Here is a 17269-nt window from a genome sequence, read left to right as displayed (position 1 = left end):
GAGAGAATATGGAAGCAATTCATGGCTAAAAAACAAATTTCCTCTTTTGATAAACATCTTATTATCCGCCTTTTGCGAGAAAATTTTCGTAAACATATGCGTTGGTACAGTGCGGCTATTTTCTCAATGATCATCATTTCTTGTACCACAGCAACCAGTGCATGGATTATGCGTGATGTTGTTAATCAGATTATTGATGCACAAAATTTTCCTATAATTGTTTTGATTTCTAGCTTCATTGCTTTTATCTTTATTCTCAAAGGAGTTGCAACTTTTTCCCAAACTTACTTTCTAAACAAAGCAGGCAATAGTATCATTGCTGAACAACAGCGTAAAATTTTTGCACGACTTATGGAACAAGGAGTCTCTTTTTATCATAATAACACTTCATCTGATCTTCTTGTTCGTGTAACTCATAATGCGACAGCTGTACGTAATATAATTGATACTATTATCACAACTTTTGTACGTGATTTGCTTTCCGTTAGTGGTCTGTTGCTTGTCATGTTCATTCAAAACTTTGTGTTAATCTCCATTACTTTAATCGTAGGACCACTAGCTTTTTTAGGCGTTCGAATGGCTTTAAAACGCGTTCGCCGCCTGATGGAAAAAGAGCTCCTTTCACTTGGTGAAATTATCAAAATCGTACAGGAAACGGCTGTTGGTATTCGAATCATAAAGGCCTTTTCACTAGAAGAAGTCATGAAAAAACGAATGGACAAAGCCATTTGTGATGTTGAAAAACAAACAAACAATATTGCAACACTCGAAGCTATTACCAGTCCGATTATGGAAACACTCACGGGTATTGCCATTGCAGGTATTATTTGTTTTTCCGGTTATCTTGCAACCGAACGCGCAGGTGTTCAAGGTGAATTTATGTCCTTTATTGTTGCTTTACTTTTAGCGTATGAACCCGCAAAAAGGCTAGCAAATGTACGTGTCAAAATTGAATCTGGCTTGGTCAATATCCGTACGATGTTTGAAATACTCGATTGTCCCCTTACAGTTATAGAACATAAAGAAGCTAAAGATCTGAGTAAAACGCAAGGAACTATTCGTTTCGAACATGTTTCTTTTGCATACACTAATAACAAAATGATATTGAAAGATATCAACCTAGAAATAGAAGCCGGAAAAATGACAGCATTAGTGGGACCATCCGGTTCGGGAAAGTCAACCCTTATCAACCTTATTATGCGCCTCTATGACCCCACAAAAGGACGCATATTGATTAATGATCAAGATATTCGCTACACAACATTTCGCTCTCTGAGAAACCTGATGGCCTATGTAGGACAGGATACTTTTCTCTTTCAAGGAACTGTTAAATATAATATCGGGCTTGGAAAAGAAGGGGCTAGTGATGACGAAATTATCGAAGCAGCAAAAGCAGCAAATGCTCATGACTTTATTATGAGTTTGCCAAATGGTTATGATACACAGATAGGTGATAATGGCTGTAACCTTTCAGGGGGGCAAAAACAACGACTCGCTATCGCTAGAGCAATGATTCACGATAGCGAAATTCTGATTCTTGATGAAGCAACGAGTGCGCTTGATTCACACACCGAAGCACAAATTAATGAAGCCATTCAACACCTTACCAAAGGACGCACAACGATCATTATTGCTCATCGCCTTTCAACGATTGCTCGTGCTCATAAAATTGTGGTCATACAAAATGGACAACTGATTGAACAAGGTACTCAGAAAGAATTGCTAGCAAAAGAACATGGGTTTTATAAAAAACTTCATAATATCCAGTTCAAAAACATACCTCCTAATTTCTAGATTCTTAAATAAGATTTGAAATAAAAATGGATAGAAGGTAATGCTCCATTTATAAAAAAGTCTTGTTACCAAGCAAAAGTATTACTTCAATCAAGAATTGGCAAAGAATTTATGGTTTATTGAAAATAAACTTCTTGGATTTAGATGAAAACTTTACTCGTCATTTTGTTGAATGCAATTGACTTTAACAATGAAACTTCAAAAACCCCTTCCCTTCCTCAAATAAGTGTTGAAACATTCATAAATGTTGCGAATCCTAAAAGATAGAGCATCAAGGTTTGAAAAAATTGCCGCGGATTATGATGATGAATCTGGATTAATACAATCTTTATCCGTGTTTATCCCTGCACTGACAATTTTTTTCTCCACACATCCTAAAGAACAAAGATTCTACCCAATCGGATCTGTAAACAATCCAGATTTTTATTGAGTTCGTTCCACTTGATAACAACTTATGTGATTCACTTATACAAGGCTTACCCTAAATATTCACCACGTGCTTTCAAAATACTTTGTCAAAAAGACTTACATGCCTTACATTACCGCACCTCAAATGTCGGTCTTTTATGGTACAACAGGATAGGCTGACAATTATAATTATACTGCAAATTATAGATACACTCAGCATAAAAGAAAAACATTGAAAAAATAAGAGAAGATTTATTATAAAACTTTTTTACTGTTGTAGCTTGCTTTAAAGCAAGCTTTGCTGTTTTTTCTACATCCGAAACTAAAGTGATATTCCTCCAATACCTTAACTTCTTGAAGAGTTTATAAATGCACAACGTTAGTGCTTATATAAGGCTATGATTTCAACATGCAAAAAAACAGATGAAAAGTAAAATGACATTCCTCTTTCTTTTAACCGCCTAAATAGAAAAATATGACATATAACTCTGATAAACATTTTTACAAAAAATATCTTTTGACCTGCATTTTAATACTTTGATTTATAATCATAATTTATTACTTTACATCTTAAATAAAAGATAAGATGTAATTTACTTATTGCAAATTTTCTTTATATTTATGATGAATTAATCAAAAGCACTTGTTGTACGTCATAAGAGATATTGGTGTATGCATAAAAACTCTTAAGATAAGCAATAAAAATACCTCTACATTTTCAAGTGAAAAGATTGTCGGCAACATGAGAAGCTGGAAAATAGAATGATAATGCCGGCTTATATCTTTAATAAATACTTATACCTTTATTGACAATGGTAGTATGGATTTTATACCATTCATAAGGGGTACTTTATATCATTTCACAAGCAATCTTATGAAATAGGCTCAAGCGCACACTGAGAAATGTTTCTTTAAAACAAGCACATGAATTTGCAACACAATAGTGTTATATTTTGGAGTGTTCTGTTTGGGGAGCTGTTCGTTATAAGAAAAGTGATCTAATTCAAAAACACAATAAACAAAAATCTAAAATAATAGATAATTTTTATTATTAAAAAATATTGCTTTAAATGCGTTTGAAAATAAAATCGATATTTTATAAATTCTACGCTTATCTCATGCTTTTGTTTATCGCGTTCTTTAATGGAATCACGCCCTTCACGTAAGAACAGAATGCCATTGTATTGCAAATTCAGGTGCTTGTTTTAAAGAGACCTCTCTCAAAGTCCTCCCCAAGTCCATTTCGCGATAACGTTCGTGAATTGTATAACGATAAATCCATTAAGCCCCTCATCTTTACGCTTATGGAGTAACAAGCCGGCACCATTTACACTATAGTGCTAGCCCCTAATGTTGCGACAGCTCTTAGCTCTCAAGATAATTCATAAGAGGCATTTTTAATCATTTCTCAATAGTTTTATCCACACAGGATTCTCCGCTTGTAACATACAAGGCGAATGGTTTTGAGAACAAGGTAAAGTATTTCTATAAAATAAATATATAACAGCAAATAACATACTGTCTTTCGTGAAGATTTTATCCCTTTAGAGGATAGTATAAACAAAAATTGAGTATTTTAGATATGTTTCTTCACGCCTCAACAAAAAGCTTCTTTTTTTATAGGACTTTTAGCCTATGTTTTCTTCCTCAGATTTAGAAATGAGAGACAAAAAACGAAGAATTTGTTTTTTAGATTCAATCTTTAATAATCTCTTTCATAAAAGAGACCAATACTAGAATTTTGTTCATTTCCTATGGCACCTTTAGCTTTGAGATGACGCGAAATATCTAAATTAATTGTCCCTTTCGTCGTTCCATCGGACCCTGCTTCAAAGCCCAAATAAATATTATTGTGTATGTAGCGTCCAATACGTAAGCCTGTATTACCTTTCTCATTAACGATAACATCAAGATCATCAAGCCCAATTTTAGTTCGTAAAGTATTCAACAAAGATGTATTAGCAGCACCTGCAAGATCAGCCGCTGCTGCTGCAAGTTGAGCAATCTGAAATGGTGATAATTCATTAAGAGAGCGATTAAAAATCAAACGCGCCAAAATCTCATCCTGAGGCAAGTTCGGTTGTGAAGAAAAATTAATATCAAGATTATCAATCGTCCCACTTACAGTTACAGTGACTTGAATATCACCACTGTTATTGTTGGTTACAAAATAAACCGTAGGATTAAGATTACCGCTAAAACTCGCTTGTCCTTGATCAAAATTAAGACGTTGCGAAAGAATATCAAAACGTCCACGAATCATTCTAAATTCACCAACTGGATGCACATCATTCAATGGACCTGCTAGATTAATGAGTCCTCCCAGTTCAGCATCTAACCCTTTTCCGCGTACAAAAAATTGATTGCGTGCTGTAATACGCATATTTGATAGCACAACAGATGAAGATTCTTGTGTAACAATCCGGCTTTTGCTTTTGTTCGTGTTCTTAACATCAGCACGTTCAAGTGTTGTTTGAATCGATTTAGTTAAATTCTTATTTCTGATATCAAGAAACTTAGCACTTTTAAAATGATCAGGAACAAAAACTTCAGCTTTTTCAACGATGATATCACCACCAAGAACAAGATCATTTAAAAAATGACCTGTCATTGTCATCTCACCTGATAATGTTGCCAGAATCATAGAACCATCATTATAATTGGCATTATCAAGATGAAATATCAAATCTGTCTCTAGATCATTAGAGATACGACCTGAAGCAGAAATTCTCCCCCCCTCAAACGAAGAAGCTGAAGCTTTCTCTATAAGGATATGATCACCGTTCAATTTGCCTTCAAGCGTTATATTATTCAACCCTACATTTGTTTGTGAATCAAAAAAGCTACCGTCGCCTATAGAAATATTTCCTATCAATTGTGGCTTTGATAACGCCCCATTAAGAGTTGTATCAATTCTTGCTGTACCCGTTATATGTGCACCACGCTTAGCTAATAAGAGATTAACAAAATCAAGAGGCATTATCCCTTTAACGTTTAATTTTGCCTCTGAACCATTAAGAGATACAGGCCCATGGATGGAAAGATCTAATCCTTTATCTCCTGTAGCTATCATATTTTCAATATGAAAAGTCGATTTTTTATAAGAACCACGAGCATTTATATTGATTGACATCGGTCCTTTATGCGTCATAGCGGTTAAATTTTGACTAGAAAGCTCAAAATGAGCAGATGGATCCTTCATTGTTCCATCAATATCAACTTTGCCTATCATTGTCCCATCAAGCGCTTGTCCTGCAATAAAACCATTTGCCAAATGTGCAGATAAATTTTGCAAATTAATATGAAGATCAAGCTTATTTTTCTCTAGAGATACATGCCCCTGAGCTTGTGCTTGTACTCCTTCTCCTGTTAAATTTGCATTCAAAGTAAGATTTTGATCTAAGGTTTTCCCCGTAGCAGAAAAAGAAAAAGGCATAATTTTTTTATCTTGAAAAGCAACGGTTGTCAGTCCCTCACCTTTTATATCGTAAGTTATATCAGGTTTTGTTAAATGACCACGAATCATAACCTGCCCTGTTACACTCCCTGCTGCTCCAAGATCGGCTTTCCACAGATTAACTAAAGTAGCAGGAAGCGCATTCATTGTAAGTTGCAAATTCAGGGTATCTTGAATATTCCCTGCTAAGATGATGTTGCCTCCATTTATTGCAATTCCTAATTCATTGATTGCCATTCCATCTTTATCAAAAGCAATTATGGATGGTTTCAGCAATTTTGCATGAAAAGTGTGTTGTTTTAGATCCACAGTTTCAATTTGCACTTCTCGTTTTATACTTTCTGGAAGTTCCTCAACCATTAAACGACCAGAAAGCTGTGCATTGAGAGTATCATGCAACATCGCTTGGACAGTAAAAACCGTTTGTCCATTATTTCTATCAGCGTGAGCATTTAAACGATTGACCATTATCAAAGGTGTTTGAATATGTTCTGCATTGATAACTCCTTCAAACTGTGTCATGCCAAAAGGATCGAATATATCAGCATCTATTGCCAATTTTTTTATTTTATTCTTGGAAAAATTCAAATGGTTAATATGCGCCTTCACATTGGTTTTTTGTCTGCCATTTTGTTCATCAAAAATAAAATCTCCTTTTACTTCTCCACTACCATCCTGCAAAAATAACGTTGACAGTACGGAAATATCATCGGCATCAATATGCAGCGCTCCTTTCAAAAAACCGCCAAGTTGTTGAGAAAGAGCACCCGTTATTTTTGCACTTCCCCCTCTAATATCGATATTTTCAAGTTTTCGAATTTTATGAGAATCTTTAAAAGAGGCCGATAAATGCAAAGGTTTCTTAGCAAAAATCCCTTCACCTTTTATCACCCCCGTTAAAGCAGTAACTGGTGCTGTATTATCTACAAGTGCATCTATGTTAAATGTTGTATTTTGAAGTTTCTTCCCTACGATTAATGCTTCAGCAATATGGGCACGTGTATTTAGTTTTATATGGCTATTGCGCCCTCTCGCCGTACTTTCAATTGTAAGCGCACCGCTTATCTTTGGATCTAATTTGGACAAATCAGATATTTCAGCAGATAGATCCATTTTAGCGCTTTCATCTGAAAAATAACCATTAGCCTTTATGTTTGTATATTGATTTTTCAAATTAAAATGACGAAAAATGAAACCCTTCGTATTTCGAGTAGCACCACCTGAAAGAGTGATGTTTCCTTTGAATAAACGATCAAAAGACTGCACGCCTATTTTCATATCGTCAGCCATTCCTGATAATTGGAGATCAAAAATGCCACTCAATAAATTGATTGTTCCTTTGGCTTTAATATCTGCACTACCAGAAAGTGATTGTTTACTGAACGCTTCCAAAGGAGTTAATGTCTGAGCTTTTAAACCGAGGTCGCCTTTAAAAACAAAACCCTCCATTGTCCCTTTTAACCAAGAAGAAAAACCCTGAGCCGTAACACTCAAATCATGAATCAAAATTGGTTTATTCGAAACAATATCCGTATCTAAATGCACATGAACCGCTTGGCTTAAATTTTCTACTAACGCTCCCTTAATCTTTTTAACCCCTTGAAGCGTCCCTTTAACCTGAACACCAACATGACGAGAAGCTGAATTATCAAGATTTTCGCTTACTCCTCCCATATCAAAAATTGCATCGCGAATATAAATATTTTTATTGCTTAAATTACCTACAACCAACCGCCCATTCCAAGATTGTTGCCCTTCGCGACCATAGTCAATGTTCAGAGCAAGAGTATTGGCAGGTTTTGGCACTTCTGATACAGGTAAATGAACAGACTCCTGTTCGTTATCAAGAGCCATTTTGCCATCAACAAAAAGCCGCCGCAAAAATCCATCGGCAGTTATTTCAGCATTGGCTATAACATTCATTGCTTTGCTCTGAATAACCATCTGATCAAGGTGTGTCACACCTTCTTTTGTTCTTCTTGCCTTTGCTTTTAATGTTATATCAGATTCGAAGAGGTTACGATATTGAGAAGGTATTAAAGGGCTCAGTGTTCCCTTTAGTTTTGTAGAAAAACTGTGTCCTTCTGGAACACTTGCAAGAATAACATTACCATCTAAAATAGAATGATGATCAGACTCTAAAGAAAGTTTGATAACCAAATCATCAAAAGTACCATCACCTTTCACGACGAGATTTAGTGCTGGACGTTGTTCAATGTTAAAAATATTCGCCAAAATACCATTTTGTGGTTCGTTAGCAGAAATATCAATTTGAGCTGTACGATTACTATCAGATATCTTGGTGAGAACAGAAAAAGAACCCGGTGCATCTAAACGATGCGCCGCTATATCGACATCAAAATTACCACTAGCTAAAGTGAAATTGCCTTTTAGGGACATATCAGCAGAAAAACCAAAAAGATTCTGTTCAAATATCACATGTTGAGCTGTAAGCGTATTGATAGAAAGAGCAAGCGGCAATTTTGGTAAAGAGAACTTACCCGTCTCAAGGGAAGAAACAAAAGAAGAATTGCCTTGCGGTTTGCGTAAAAATGTAACCTGTTCTGCCGAAAGCTGGTTAATATCCATCCGCCCTCTTAGCAACGCTAGACGATTCCAATTCATTTTAGCATTGGTAATTTTAAGCCAAACCCCTTTTTTATCACTGACCGTAATAGCATCAATTGATGTTTGAGAAGACAGTGTCCCTTGCATATTGTGTAAACGAACTTGACGATTGGGCGCTGAAAGCTTTCGTTCAATTAAAGAAACAAACCATGAGCGATCATCTGTTTTCATTTCGCTAGAGGGAAGAGTATCTCCTCTTTGCGCAAAAACAAAACCACCCACCCCAAAAAACAAAAATACAAAGAAGAAAGCTGATAAATGTACACCTTTTTTCATTAAAATGCTTGCCCTATACCCACATAAAAACCAATGCGAGGATCACCCTTCTCTCTCTTTAAAGGAAAGGCTAAATCAACGCGTAAAGGACCAAGACCCGTCATATAACGACCTCCTATACCGGCTCCCCATTTAATTTTTTGAGAAAAATCAAAATTCGCCTTTTCCCCTACTAAACCTCCATCAAGAAAACCGACAAACCCTATTTTGTCATTTAAAGAAACACGCAATTCTGCCGATCCCTCAACAACTGCCCGTCCACCAACAACCGCATCATTTTCTGTTTTGATACCAATATTACGGTAAGCATAACCACGAACAGAGCCCCCACCACCAGCAAAAAAAAGCGTATTCGCGGGGATTTGTGCTGTATCATTCCCAAGAATTGTACCAAGCTTTGCCCGCGTAGCAAAAACAAAACGATTCCCTTCATCCAACGCCCAGTAAGAACGACCTTCTGCTGTTACTTTTGCAACAAAGTTGCTAAAACGCATCTCATAAAAAGGCTCAATGAAAACTTCACCATATAAACCTTTTGTTGCATTAAGCTTATTATTACGACTATCGTAAATCAAACCGCTAGGAAAACCTATTGTTGTAAAATTACGGCTCCCAAAATAAATATCACGTGAATAACCATTTGAAACTTCTACAGCAGCCTGTCCCGATAGATTACCATTGAAAATATGCGTAATCCCTAATCTTCCTTTGATGGCTTTTGTCGTATAATTTTCTAGAACATCTTGTTGTATTTTTAATTCTGACCTGAGATCTGTATCTGGCGTAAGTACACCAGGCTTTATAAACGTGCCACCGAAAAGATAATCAAAATTTTTAAAATTATACGATTGCTTTTTATTGCTACCAACACCGCCTATCTTTGTTTCAATTTTAAGAACCTCTGCATGACCAAAAAGATTGTTATGCATCCAATAAGCTTCAAAACCAGCACCATCTAATGTTGAATAGCTACCGCCTATACCAAAACGGCGCGGTTTACGTTCTTGTACAACAAGTGAAAGCGGTAAACTGCCATCTGGATTAATGGTATCAGCCTCACGTATATTGATAGCGCGAAAAACACCAAGGCGCGCAAGACGTTCATTTGCCTTCGCTAACGCATCGGAATCGTACTTCTGACCTTGCTTCAATCCGGTCATCCATGCGATATAAGCTGAATCTACACGTGGTTTATTACTTATATTACGCACACTTAAAGGACCATAATGAGCCTTTTGTCCAAGATCAACAACAATCCGTCCTTCAACACGCAACGCAGCATGATCAGCCACGACCTCACTTTTCATAATTTTAGCTTTAGCATAACCTTGTTGACGCCATCCTTCTATCGCCCATTTTTCTGCTTTCAAAATGGTTTCAGATTTAGCAATAGCCCCAACTTTATAGCCCAATTCTTCAATTGTGGGCATTTTATGCGCTTTACGTTTTTCAAACGGAGCTACTTTATCAATATCTGCAATACTAAAAACATATTGTGGACCGGCATTAATTGTAATAGCAATATTGGATTGTGCTGGAAGTTGAGTTACCGGACTTAAATCAGCGACTTCTAAGCCATTAATTTTAATACTAATAACACCACCGTAGCGCCCATCAGCATAAAGAGCAGAAAGAATTGCTCGATAATCTGAGCGCGCCTTGGCTAGCAAACCAGAAGAACTGGCGGATGCTTTCTCTTTATCAGCAACAAGAGAAGAAACAGATTTAACTATTTTTATACCTTCTAATGGCGCGCCTGGCGGTGCAACAACATCAACTTTATAAAATCTCTCTGTACTTTTGGCATAATTTGAAGGAGAATTTGTTTTCTTTTGACCAAAAAAAGGTATGCCGAAAAAATCAAATGCAGCAAGTGGCTGTGGAAAAGCAAAAGCGAAACACAAGCCTATAAATACACAGCGCACAGTCCCTGATTTTAACAAAATTCTTGCCTGGTATACCATAAAATCAGATACCTTATAATACACTTTGCATCTACTATACTTTAAATAATATAAAAATAAGAAAGGTAAATGTAATTACTTTGCACATTTTACACGTTTTATCACATCAAATAACACTCTGCGATACATAACGTCACCCTCCCCTTATATTTTCATAAAATTTTGCACTGTTGTATAACACGAACAGCCTCATTCTTTTTCCTTAACATATTTATTTAGCTTATTATAAATGTTTTATTGCGTCCCATACTATCATGGTTAAATTTGTACAAATGACTTTCCATGAGGACGCTAAAAAACTGCCTATGTATATAGATCTCTCTATAAAAAAAACCATAGAGATGCTTCTTGATTTTTATGCATAGATATGATTGTCTCTACAAAGTCTAAAGGGGAAAATAAATAAATGATCGCACGTGTTACAACTGTTGCTTTTCGCGGTCTAGAAGCAGTCCCTGTCGATGTACAGGTTATGATTTCGTCTGGTAAAATAGGAATGGCTATTGTTGGATTAGCTGATAAGGCAGTTGCAGAAAGCCGTGAACGTGTGCAAGCAGCCCTCCACGCTTGTGGACTTTCTATGCCTACTAAACGGATTACGATTAATCTTGCACCAGCTGATTTGCCTAAAGAGGGCTCGCATTATGATTTGCCAATCGCTGTAGGCTTAATGCTTGCTATGGGAATCCTCCCTCCTGAAGTAGCACAAGACTATATCATTTTGGGAGAATTATCACTGGATGGTTCACTTACCGCTGTTAATGGTGTTTTACCAGCTGCCATGACAGCTTTATCACTCGATAAAGGACTGATTTGTCCCTTCCAATGTGGACCTGAAGCTGCTTGGGCAAATGCAGAAATAAATATTCTTGCCCCAGAGACTCTGCTCACTATAGTCAACCATTTCAAAGGAACCCAAATTCAAAAACGTCCACAACCACGCCAATATACTATCGAAACTGAACTCCCAGATCTTTGCGAAATCAAAGGACAGAAAACAGCCAAACGTGCCTTAGAAGTTTGTGCTGCTGGACGCCATAACCTTTTGTTTGTAGGACCTCCTGGTGCTGGGAAATCTATGTTAGCGCAACGCTTACCTTCCATTTTGCCACCTCTTGATAGCCGTGAGCTTTTAGATGTCTCTCTGATTGCTTCTATTACAGGAGAAACGGTTCATAATACCATTTCACTTCATTGCCCCTTTCGTTCCCCACATCATTCTGCTTCCATGGCCGCAATGATTGGTGGGGGACTTAAAGGACGACCGGGAGAGGTCTCTCTTGCCCATAATGGTGTGTTATTCCTTGATGAATTGCCTGAATTTTCTCCGCAGGTTCTTGATTCTCTTCGTCAACCCTTAGAAAGTGGGGAATCGGTTATCGCCCGCGCTAATCACCATATTAGCTATCCTGCTCGCTTCCAACTCATTGCCGCAATGAATCCTTGCCGTTGTGGTATGGCAGGCGAAAAAGACCATGTTTGCGCTAAAGGAATACGCTGCCAAATCGATTATCAGTCCCGTATTTCTGGTCCTCTGCTTGACCGAATTGATTTACGGATTGATGTCCCTGCTTTGACAGCTATGGACCTTATGCAACCAGAACAATCAGAAAAAAGCTGCGATGTTGCCAAACGCGTCGCACGATGCCGTACCATTCAAGCTAAACGTTTTGCAACAATGGGGTTTGATCATATTCGCACCAATGGCGATTGCCCTGCCAAAATTATAGAACAGATTGCCATTCCTGATAAAAGTGCGACCATACTCTTACGAGATGTGAGTGAAAAAATGCACCTCTCTGCACGCGCTTATCATCGCATTCTCAAAGTTGCACGCACAATTGCTGATCTTGACGGATCAGATAATCTTTCACGCTATCATCTCGCAGAAGCTATTTCCTATCGACTAGGCGCAGAAAGATTAACAGCCCTTAACTAAAAAACTATTCATCAATAAAAACTTATTGGAAAATAACGCAAATAAAGTTCTGTAAGTTTACCATCCTCTTCTAGAGATTTCAGCGCATAATTGAGTATATCAACCAATTTTTCATTCTTTTTTGCAACAGCAAGCTGCATTCCTTGTCCCAATAACTGTGGCGCCATATATGCCCCCCCAACAAAATGGCAGCAATCAACAGATTTTTGTTTTTTGAACCATAACGATAAAGCAAATCCATCATCAAAAATAAGGTCAATTTTACGCTCTTGTAATGCTTTATAGAGCTCTTCTCTCTTTTTAAATTCTTGCCATTTTGCTTTAGGAAAATAATGATGAAAGAGCTTTTCGTGAATACTTTTAGACAAAACACCACTGGTTAAATGTACCAATTGATCGCTTATTGGCTCATCGAGATCTAAAAGTCGAGAAGCAACAAATCGCGCTGGAAAGCGCAAATATGACTTTGTAAAAACAAGATCTTGCTGGGTTTTACTTGTTTCTTTTAAACCCGCAATAATGACTTCTGCACCACCATTTTTAACATATTCTACAAGCTCTTTCCAAGGAATTACTTCTACTTCACAAAGCTTCTCTAATTTTAATTTTGAGCAAATAGCGCGCAATAAATCGATATTATAACCTGCAAGATGCCCCGTTTGATCAAGGAAATTAAAAGGAGGAAAATCAAAAGTTGTTACAAAACGCAAACGAAGAATATCCGTCGTATCAGGTTGTACCAAATGTTCATGCGAATCAAAAAAAGAAGGCAACCTTTCAGCTTCTGCGTAAGAGGAAAATAGACCCCCCCCTGCTACAAATAAAATACGAATAAAAATAATACGAATAAAAATATTGTATGGATTATTGAATAAAAAATACCATAAACGCAATTGAAGATGTTTTATATATATAGATTTTTTTATTTTCAAAATCTCTCCCCCATTTTTAAAGCTAAGATGCAACTCTTCTCGATTATTATCTAACGCTCTTCACCAAAATATCTGGCGTTTAATAAATAAAATTCTTGCTATTTTTAAAAACCATTGAAAATGCCTAAGCTTTTGGTGTTAATTTTCCCAAATGAATATATAAAAATGTAATTTTAGAGAAAGGCGATTTGATTTTTTAAATATAAGAAATAAGCTTTACATACTTTAGTGGCACACTCCATTTTATCAAAATATCAAAACCATTTTCTTGCGTATCACAACCAGAAGGAGTATATAGACACTATTAAAGAAAAGAGTAAAAATACCCTTCAAATGCCGAGGGGTTTCTCAACATTAAGGTTGTGTCAACATTTAAGAGCTGGAAAATAAAATGATGCCGCTGGTTTGCACCTTATTGTCAATATGGGCAAGATAGGGGACATGAATCTTGTAGTATTCACAGGGTATTGTGCGTTATACTATTTAAACATCGTTGTAAAATGAGTTTAGGAACATTGAGAGATGTTTCTTAAAAAAGCGCGTGAATAACAGCGCAATGGGGCTTTGTTTTAAATAAGGGACGTAACCTCCATTACAGGAATGAGAAAAACAAAAGCGTAAGACAATGCGTCATCACCCCCATTCTTTAAAAACATCGCCGTAGACGTTTTTAAAAGTTGTAAAACTGAATAAAAGAATGATAGTGGAAACGTGTTTTTACATTTACGCCTTTATATTTTCCACATTTTAAAGATGCCACAAACCAATATACCCAATATTTTCGCCTCAATCTAATATATAAAAATTTGAGCTGCTTAGAGAGCTCGTAACCTTTGTTTTAAATATACGGCAGCATTAGAATTGAAAATTGATTTATGGATAAAACAAGTAAGACCTTTGTTAGTCTAACACAAAAATGTATAACTAATTTTGAAACATTACGCATATGCAAAAATAAACAAAATAAATAGCATCATTATTGTAAAGCTTAGTTGACCTCATTCCCACACCTCGAAGGAAAAGGATTCCTACTAGCGTTGACGTCTAGACAGTCTTGCTTCTCTCGACTAATTCCTTGGGGCTATCCACTCATGCAATTTACTTAACTAAAGGTTATACAAATAAACCCTGCTCCGAATATTCACCACACACTTTAAAAATACTTAATGTATCAAGGTAGTGCTTACTTTCCTTATATCACCATATCACCGCCCTAAATGACGGAGTTTTACGACATAACAGTACAATCTCATTTCATCATTCTCTTCATTATATATCGACAGATATTGAATCTAGTTCTGATATACGGTAAATGTTTAATGTGGTTATTCCATAAATAACTGATCAGAACATTAAGCTTTAAAAAAGCAGATAGAATATTGTAAATTGAACACAGGAATGGACTAACTTATGAGTGATGAAATAACCTCAGCGGCACAAAGTGATGATTATGGCGCTTCTTCTATCAAAGTCCTCAAAGGCCTTGATGCTGTACGCAAACGTCCTGGTATGTATATCGGTGATACTGATGATGGATCGGGTTTACACCATATGGTCTATGAAGTTGTAGACAATGCTATCGATGAAGCTTTAGCCGGTCATGCTACTCTTGTAAACGTTACACTCCATGCTGATGGTTCTTGTTCTGTTCGTGATAATGGACGTGGAATTCCGACAGATATCCATCCAACAGAAGGTGTTTCTGCAGCTGAAGTTATTATGACACAGCTTCATGCCGGCGGAAAGTTTGATCAAAACTCTTATAAAGTTTCAGGTGGATTACACGGTGTTGGCGTCTCTGTTGTGAATGCATTATCCGTTTGGCTTAAATTGCAAATCAGACGGAATGGTAAAATTCATGAAATATCATTTACCCACGGAGTGGCTGATGCTCCATTAAAAGTTATTGGCGATTGCGATAGAGAAAGTGGAACAGAAATCAGATTTTTACCAAGTTCTGAAACTTTTACTATGGTTGAGTTTGATTTTGAAACTTTGGAGCGCCGTTTACGGGAATTAGCCTTTCTAAATTCTGGCGTTTATATTCTCCTTGTTGACGAGCGTCATGCTGATACTAAATCAGTTGAATTACATTATGAAGGTGGATTAACGGAGTTTGTCAAATATATTGATCAATCAAAAAAAGCTCTGCTTGATAATCCTATTTACATTGCAAGTGAAAAAGATGGTATGAGCGTTGATGTTGCCCTATGGTGGAATGATTCCTATCATGAGAAGGTCCTGTGTTTTACCAATAATATTCCTCAGCGTGACGGTGGAACTCATTTGATAGGTTTTAGAAGTGCCCTTACGCGCCAAATTAATGGCTATGCTGAATCTTCAGGTATTGCTAAAAAAGAAAAAGTAAACTTAACCGGTGATGACTGCCGTGAAGGATTAACAGCTATTCTTTCTGTGAAAGTTCCTGATCCAAAGTTTTCTTCACAAACAAAGGATAAGTTAGTCTCTTCTGAAGTGCGTCCTATTGTTGAAAATTTGGTCAATGAAGGTCTTTCAGTATGGCTGGAAGAACATCCTCATGAAGCAAAACTTCTCATTAGTAAAGTGGTAGAAGCTGCAACAGCACGTGAAGCAGCACGCAAAGCACGTGAACTCACAAGACGAAAAGGGGCGCTTGATATCACTTCTTTACCAGGAAAACTTGCCGATTGCCAAGAACGTGATCCTGCAAAATCAGAAATCTTTATTGTCGAGGGGGATTCGGCTGGCGGTTCAGCAAAAAGTGGGCGCTCACGTCAAAATCAAGCAATTTTACCCCTTCGTGGTAAAATTCTCAATGTTGAACGAGCACGTTTCGACCGCATGCTCTCATCTGATATGATTGGAACACTTATTACAGCTCTTGGAACGTCTATCGGTAAAGATGAATTTTCACCGGATAAATTACGTTATCATAAGATTATTATCATGACAGATGCGGACGTTGATGGAGCCCATATTCGTACTCTGCTGCTCACTTTCTTTTTTAGACAAATGCCCGAGTTGATTGAACGTGGGCATCTTTATATTGCTCAGCCTCCTCTTTATAAAGTATCGCGTGGAAAATCTTCCCAATATATTAAAAATGAAGCAGCATTTGAAGAATTCTTGATCGATACTGGATTAGAAGAAACAACGCTTGAGCTTTCAACGGGAGAAGTTCGTGCAGGGGCTGATTTGTATCAACTCGCTAAAGATGCTCGTATATTACGTCAACTTTTAGATGGTCTTCATACCCGTTATGACCGTAATATCGTTGAACAAGCAGCAATCGTTGGCGCTTTTAATCTTGAAGTCTTTGCAACACAAGAAAAAGCGCAAAAAATAGCAGATACTATAGCACACCGCCTTAATCTGATTGCTGATGATATGGAACAAGGTTGGAGTGGACAATATACAGCAGATGGAAACTTATGTTTTGAGCGTATTTTGCGTGGTGTTAAAGATGTTGTTACGCTTGATGTGGGACTTATAAATTCAACTGACGCACGCCAAATTGATCGCATTTCCCAAAATTTTATCGACATATATCATCCTCCTGTTCTTTTACGTCGCAAAGATAAAACAGAGCGTATTTTTGGTCCTATGAGCCTTTTAGAGAGCATTTTTACAAACGGTAAAAAAGGTATTACTCTTCAACGTTATAAAGGTCTTGGGGAAATGAATGCTGAACAGCTTTGGGAAACAACGCTTGATCCTAATGCACGTTCTCTTTTACAAGTAAAAATTAATGATGCAACCGATGCAGATTCACTCTTTTCTCGTCTCATGGGTGATGAAGTTGAACCTAGACGTATTTTTATTCAAGACAATGCCTTAAGCGTTGCCAATCTTGATATCTAAAGGTACTCTTCTGTTTTTAGCTGTGTAA

6 protein-coding genes and 1 pseudogene are annotated in these 17269 nt (G+C 36.9%); 3 read left to right on the top strand and 4 right to left on the bottom strand.

Features of this window, described 5'->3' with window-relative positions:
- Window positions 1-21 precede the first annotated feature (21 nt).
- On the top strand, window positions 22-1794 hold the full coding sequence (locus ACFIJ9_RS00720) for an ABC transporter ATP-binding protein (RefSeq protein WP_375635388.1): 1773 nt from the start codon (window positions 22-24) through the stop codon (window positions 1792-1794).
- A 1523-nt stretch (window positions 1795-3317) separates the two neighbouring features.
- Here ACFIJ9_RS00720 and ACFIJ9_RS00715 read toward each other — a convergent pair.
- From ACFIJ9_RS00715 to ACFIJ9_RS00705, 3 genes and pseudogenes are all read right to left on the bottom strand, one after another.
- Window positions 3318-3597, bottom strand: a pseudogene (locus ACFIJ9_RS00715) (integrase arm-type DNA-binding domain-containing protein); the annotation flags it as partial.
- Window positions 3598-3904: 307 nt separating this feature from the next.
- On the bottom strand, window positions 3905-8563 hold the full coding sequence (locus ACFIJ9_RS00710) for a translocation/assembly module TamB domain-containing protein (protein WP_375635387.1): 4659 nt from the start codon (window positions 8561-8563) through the stop codon (window positions 3905-3907).
- Window positions 8563-10527, bottom strand: a complete 1965-nt coding sequence (locus ACFIJ9_RS00705; protein WP_375635386.1) for an autotransporter assembly complex family protein — start codon at window positions 10525-10527, stop codon at window positions 8563-8565. The genes ACFIJ9_RS00710 and ACFIJ9_RS00705 overlap by 1 nt, the downstream gene beginning before the upstream one ends.
- Window positions 10528-10933: 406 nt before the next feature.
- Here ACFIJ9_RS00705 and ACFIJ9_RS00700 point away from each other — a divergent pair, with 406 nt between their 5' ends.
- Complete coding sequence (locus ACFIJ9_RS00700) at window positions 10934-12466, top strand: YifB family Mg chelatase-like AAA ATPase (RefSeq protein ID WP_375635385.1); 1533 nt, start codon at window positions 10934-10936, stop codon at window positions 12464-12466.
- Window positions 12467-12477: 11 nt separating this feature from the next.
- Here the strand turns inward: ACFIJ9_RS00700 and ACFIJ9_RS00695 are convergent, their stop codons facing one another.
- Entirely contained in the window at window positions 12478-13398 is a 921-nt protein-coding gene (locus ACFIJ9_RS00695; protein ID WP_375635384.1) for a transporter substrate-binding domain-containing protein, read from the bottom strand.
- A 1410-nt stretch (window positions 13399-14808) separates the two neighbouring features.
- On the opposite strand from ACFIJ9_RS00695, the gene gyrB reads away from it, so the two are divergent.
- Entirely contained in the window at window positions 14809-17241 is a 2433-nt protein-coding gene (gene gyrB, locus ACFIJ9_RS00690; protein ID WP_375635383.1) for a DNA topoisomerase (ATP-hydrolyzing) subunit B, read from the top strand.
- Window positions 17242-17269: the final 28 nt, after the last annotated feature.

The organism is Bartonella sp. MR90HLJMH, assembly GCF_042194115.1.
Taxonomy (GTDB): Bacteria; Pseudomonadota; Alphaproteobacteria; order Rhizobiales; family Rhizobiaceae; genus Bartonella; species Bartonella grahamii.
This window is presented reverse-complemented; position numbering and strand designations above follow the sequence as displayed.

Coding starts and splice junctions, on each gene's coding strand:
- ACFIJ9_RS00710 (WP_375635387.1), bottom strand. CDS start 8,563: ATGAAAAAAGGTGTACATTTATCAGCTTTCTTCTTTGTATTTTTGTTT.
- ACFIJ9_RS00700 (WP_375635385.1), top strand. CDS start 10,934: ATGATCGCACGTGTTACAACTGTTGCTTTTCGCGGTCTAGAAGCAGTC.
- ACFIJ9_RS00705 (WP_375635386.1), bottom strand. CDS start 10,527: ATGGTATACCAGGCAAGAATTTTGTTAAAATCAGGGACTGTGCGCTGT.
- ACFIJ9_RS00720 (WP_375635388.1), top strand. CDS start 22: ATGGCTAAAAAACAAATTTCCTCTTTTGATAAACATCTTATTATCCGC.
- gyrB (WP_375635383.1), top strand. CDS start 14,809: ATGAGTGATGAAATAACCTCAGCGGCACAAAGTGATGATTATGGCGCT.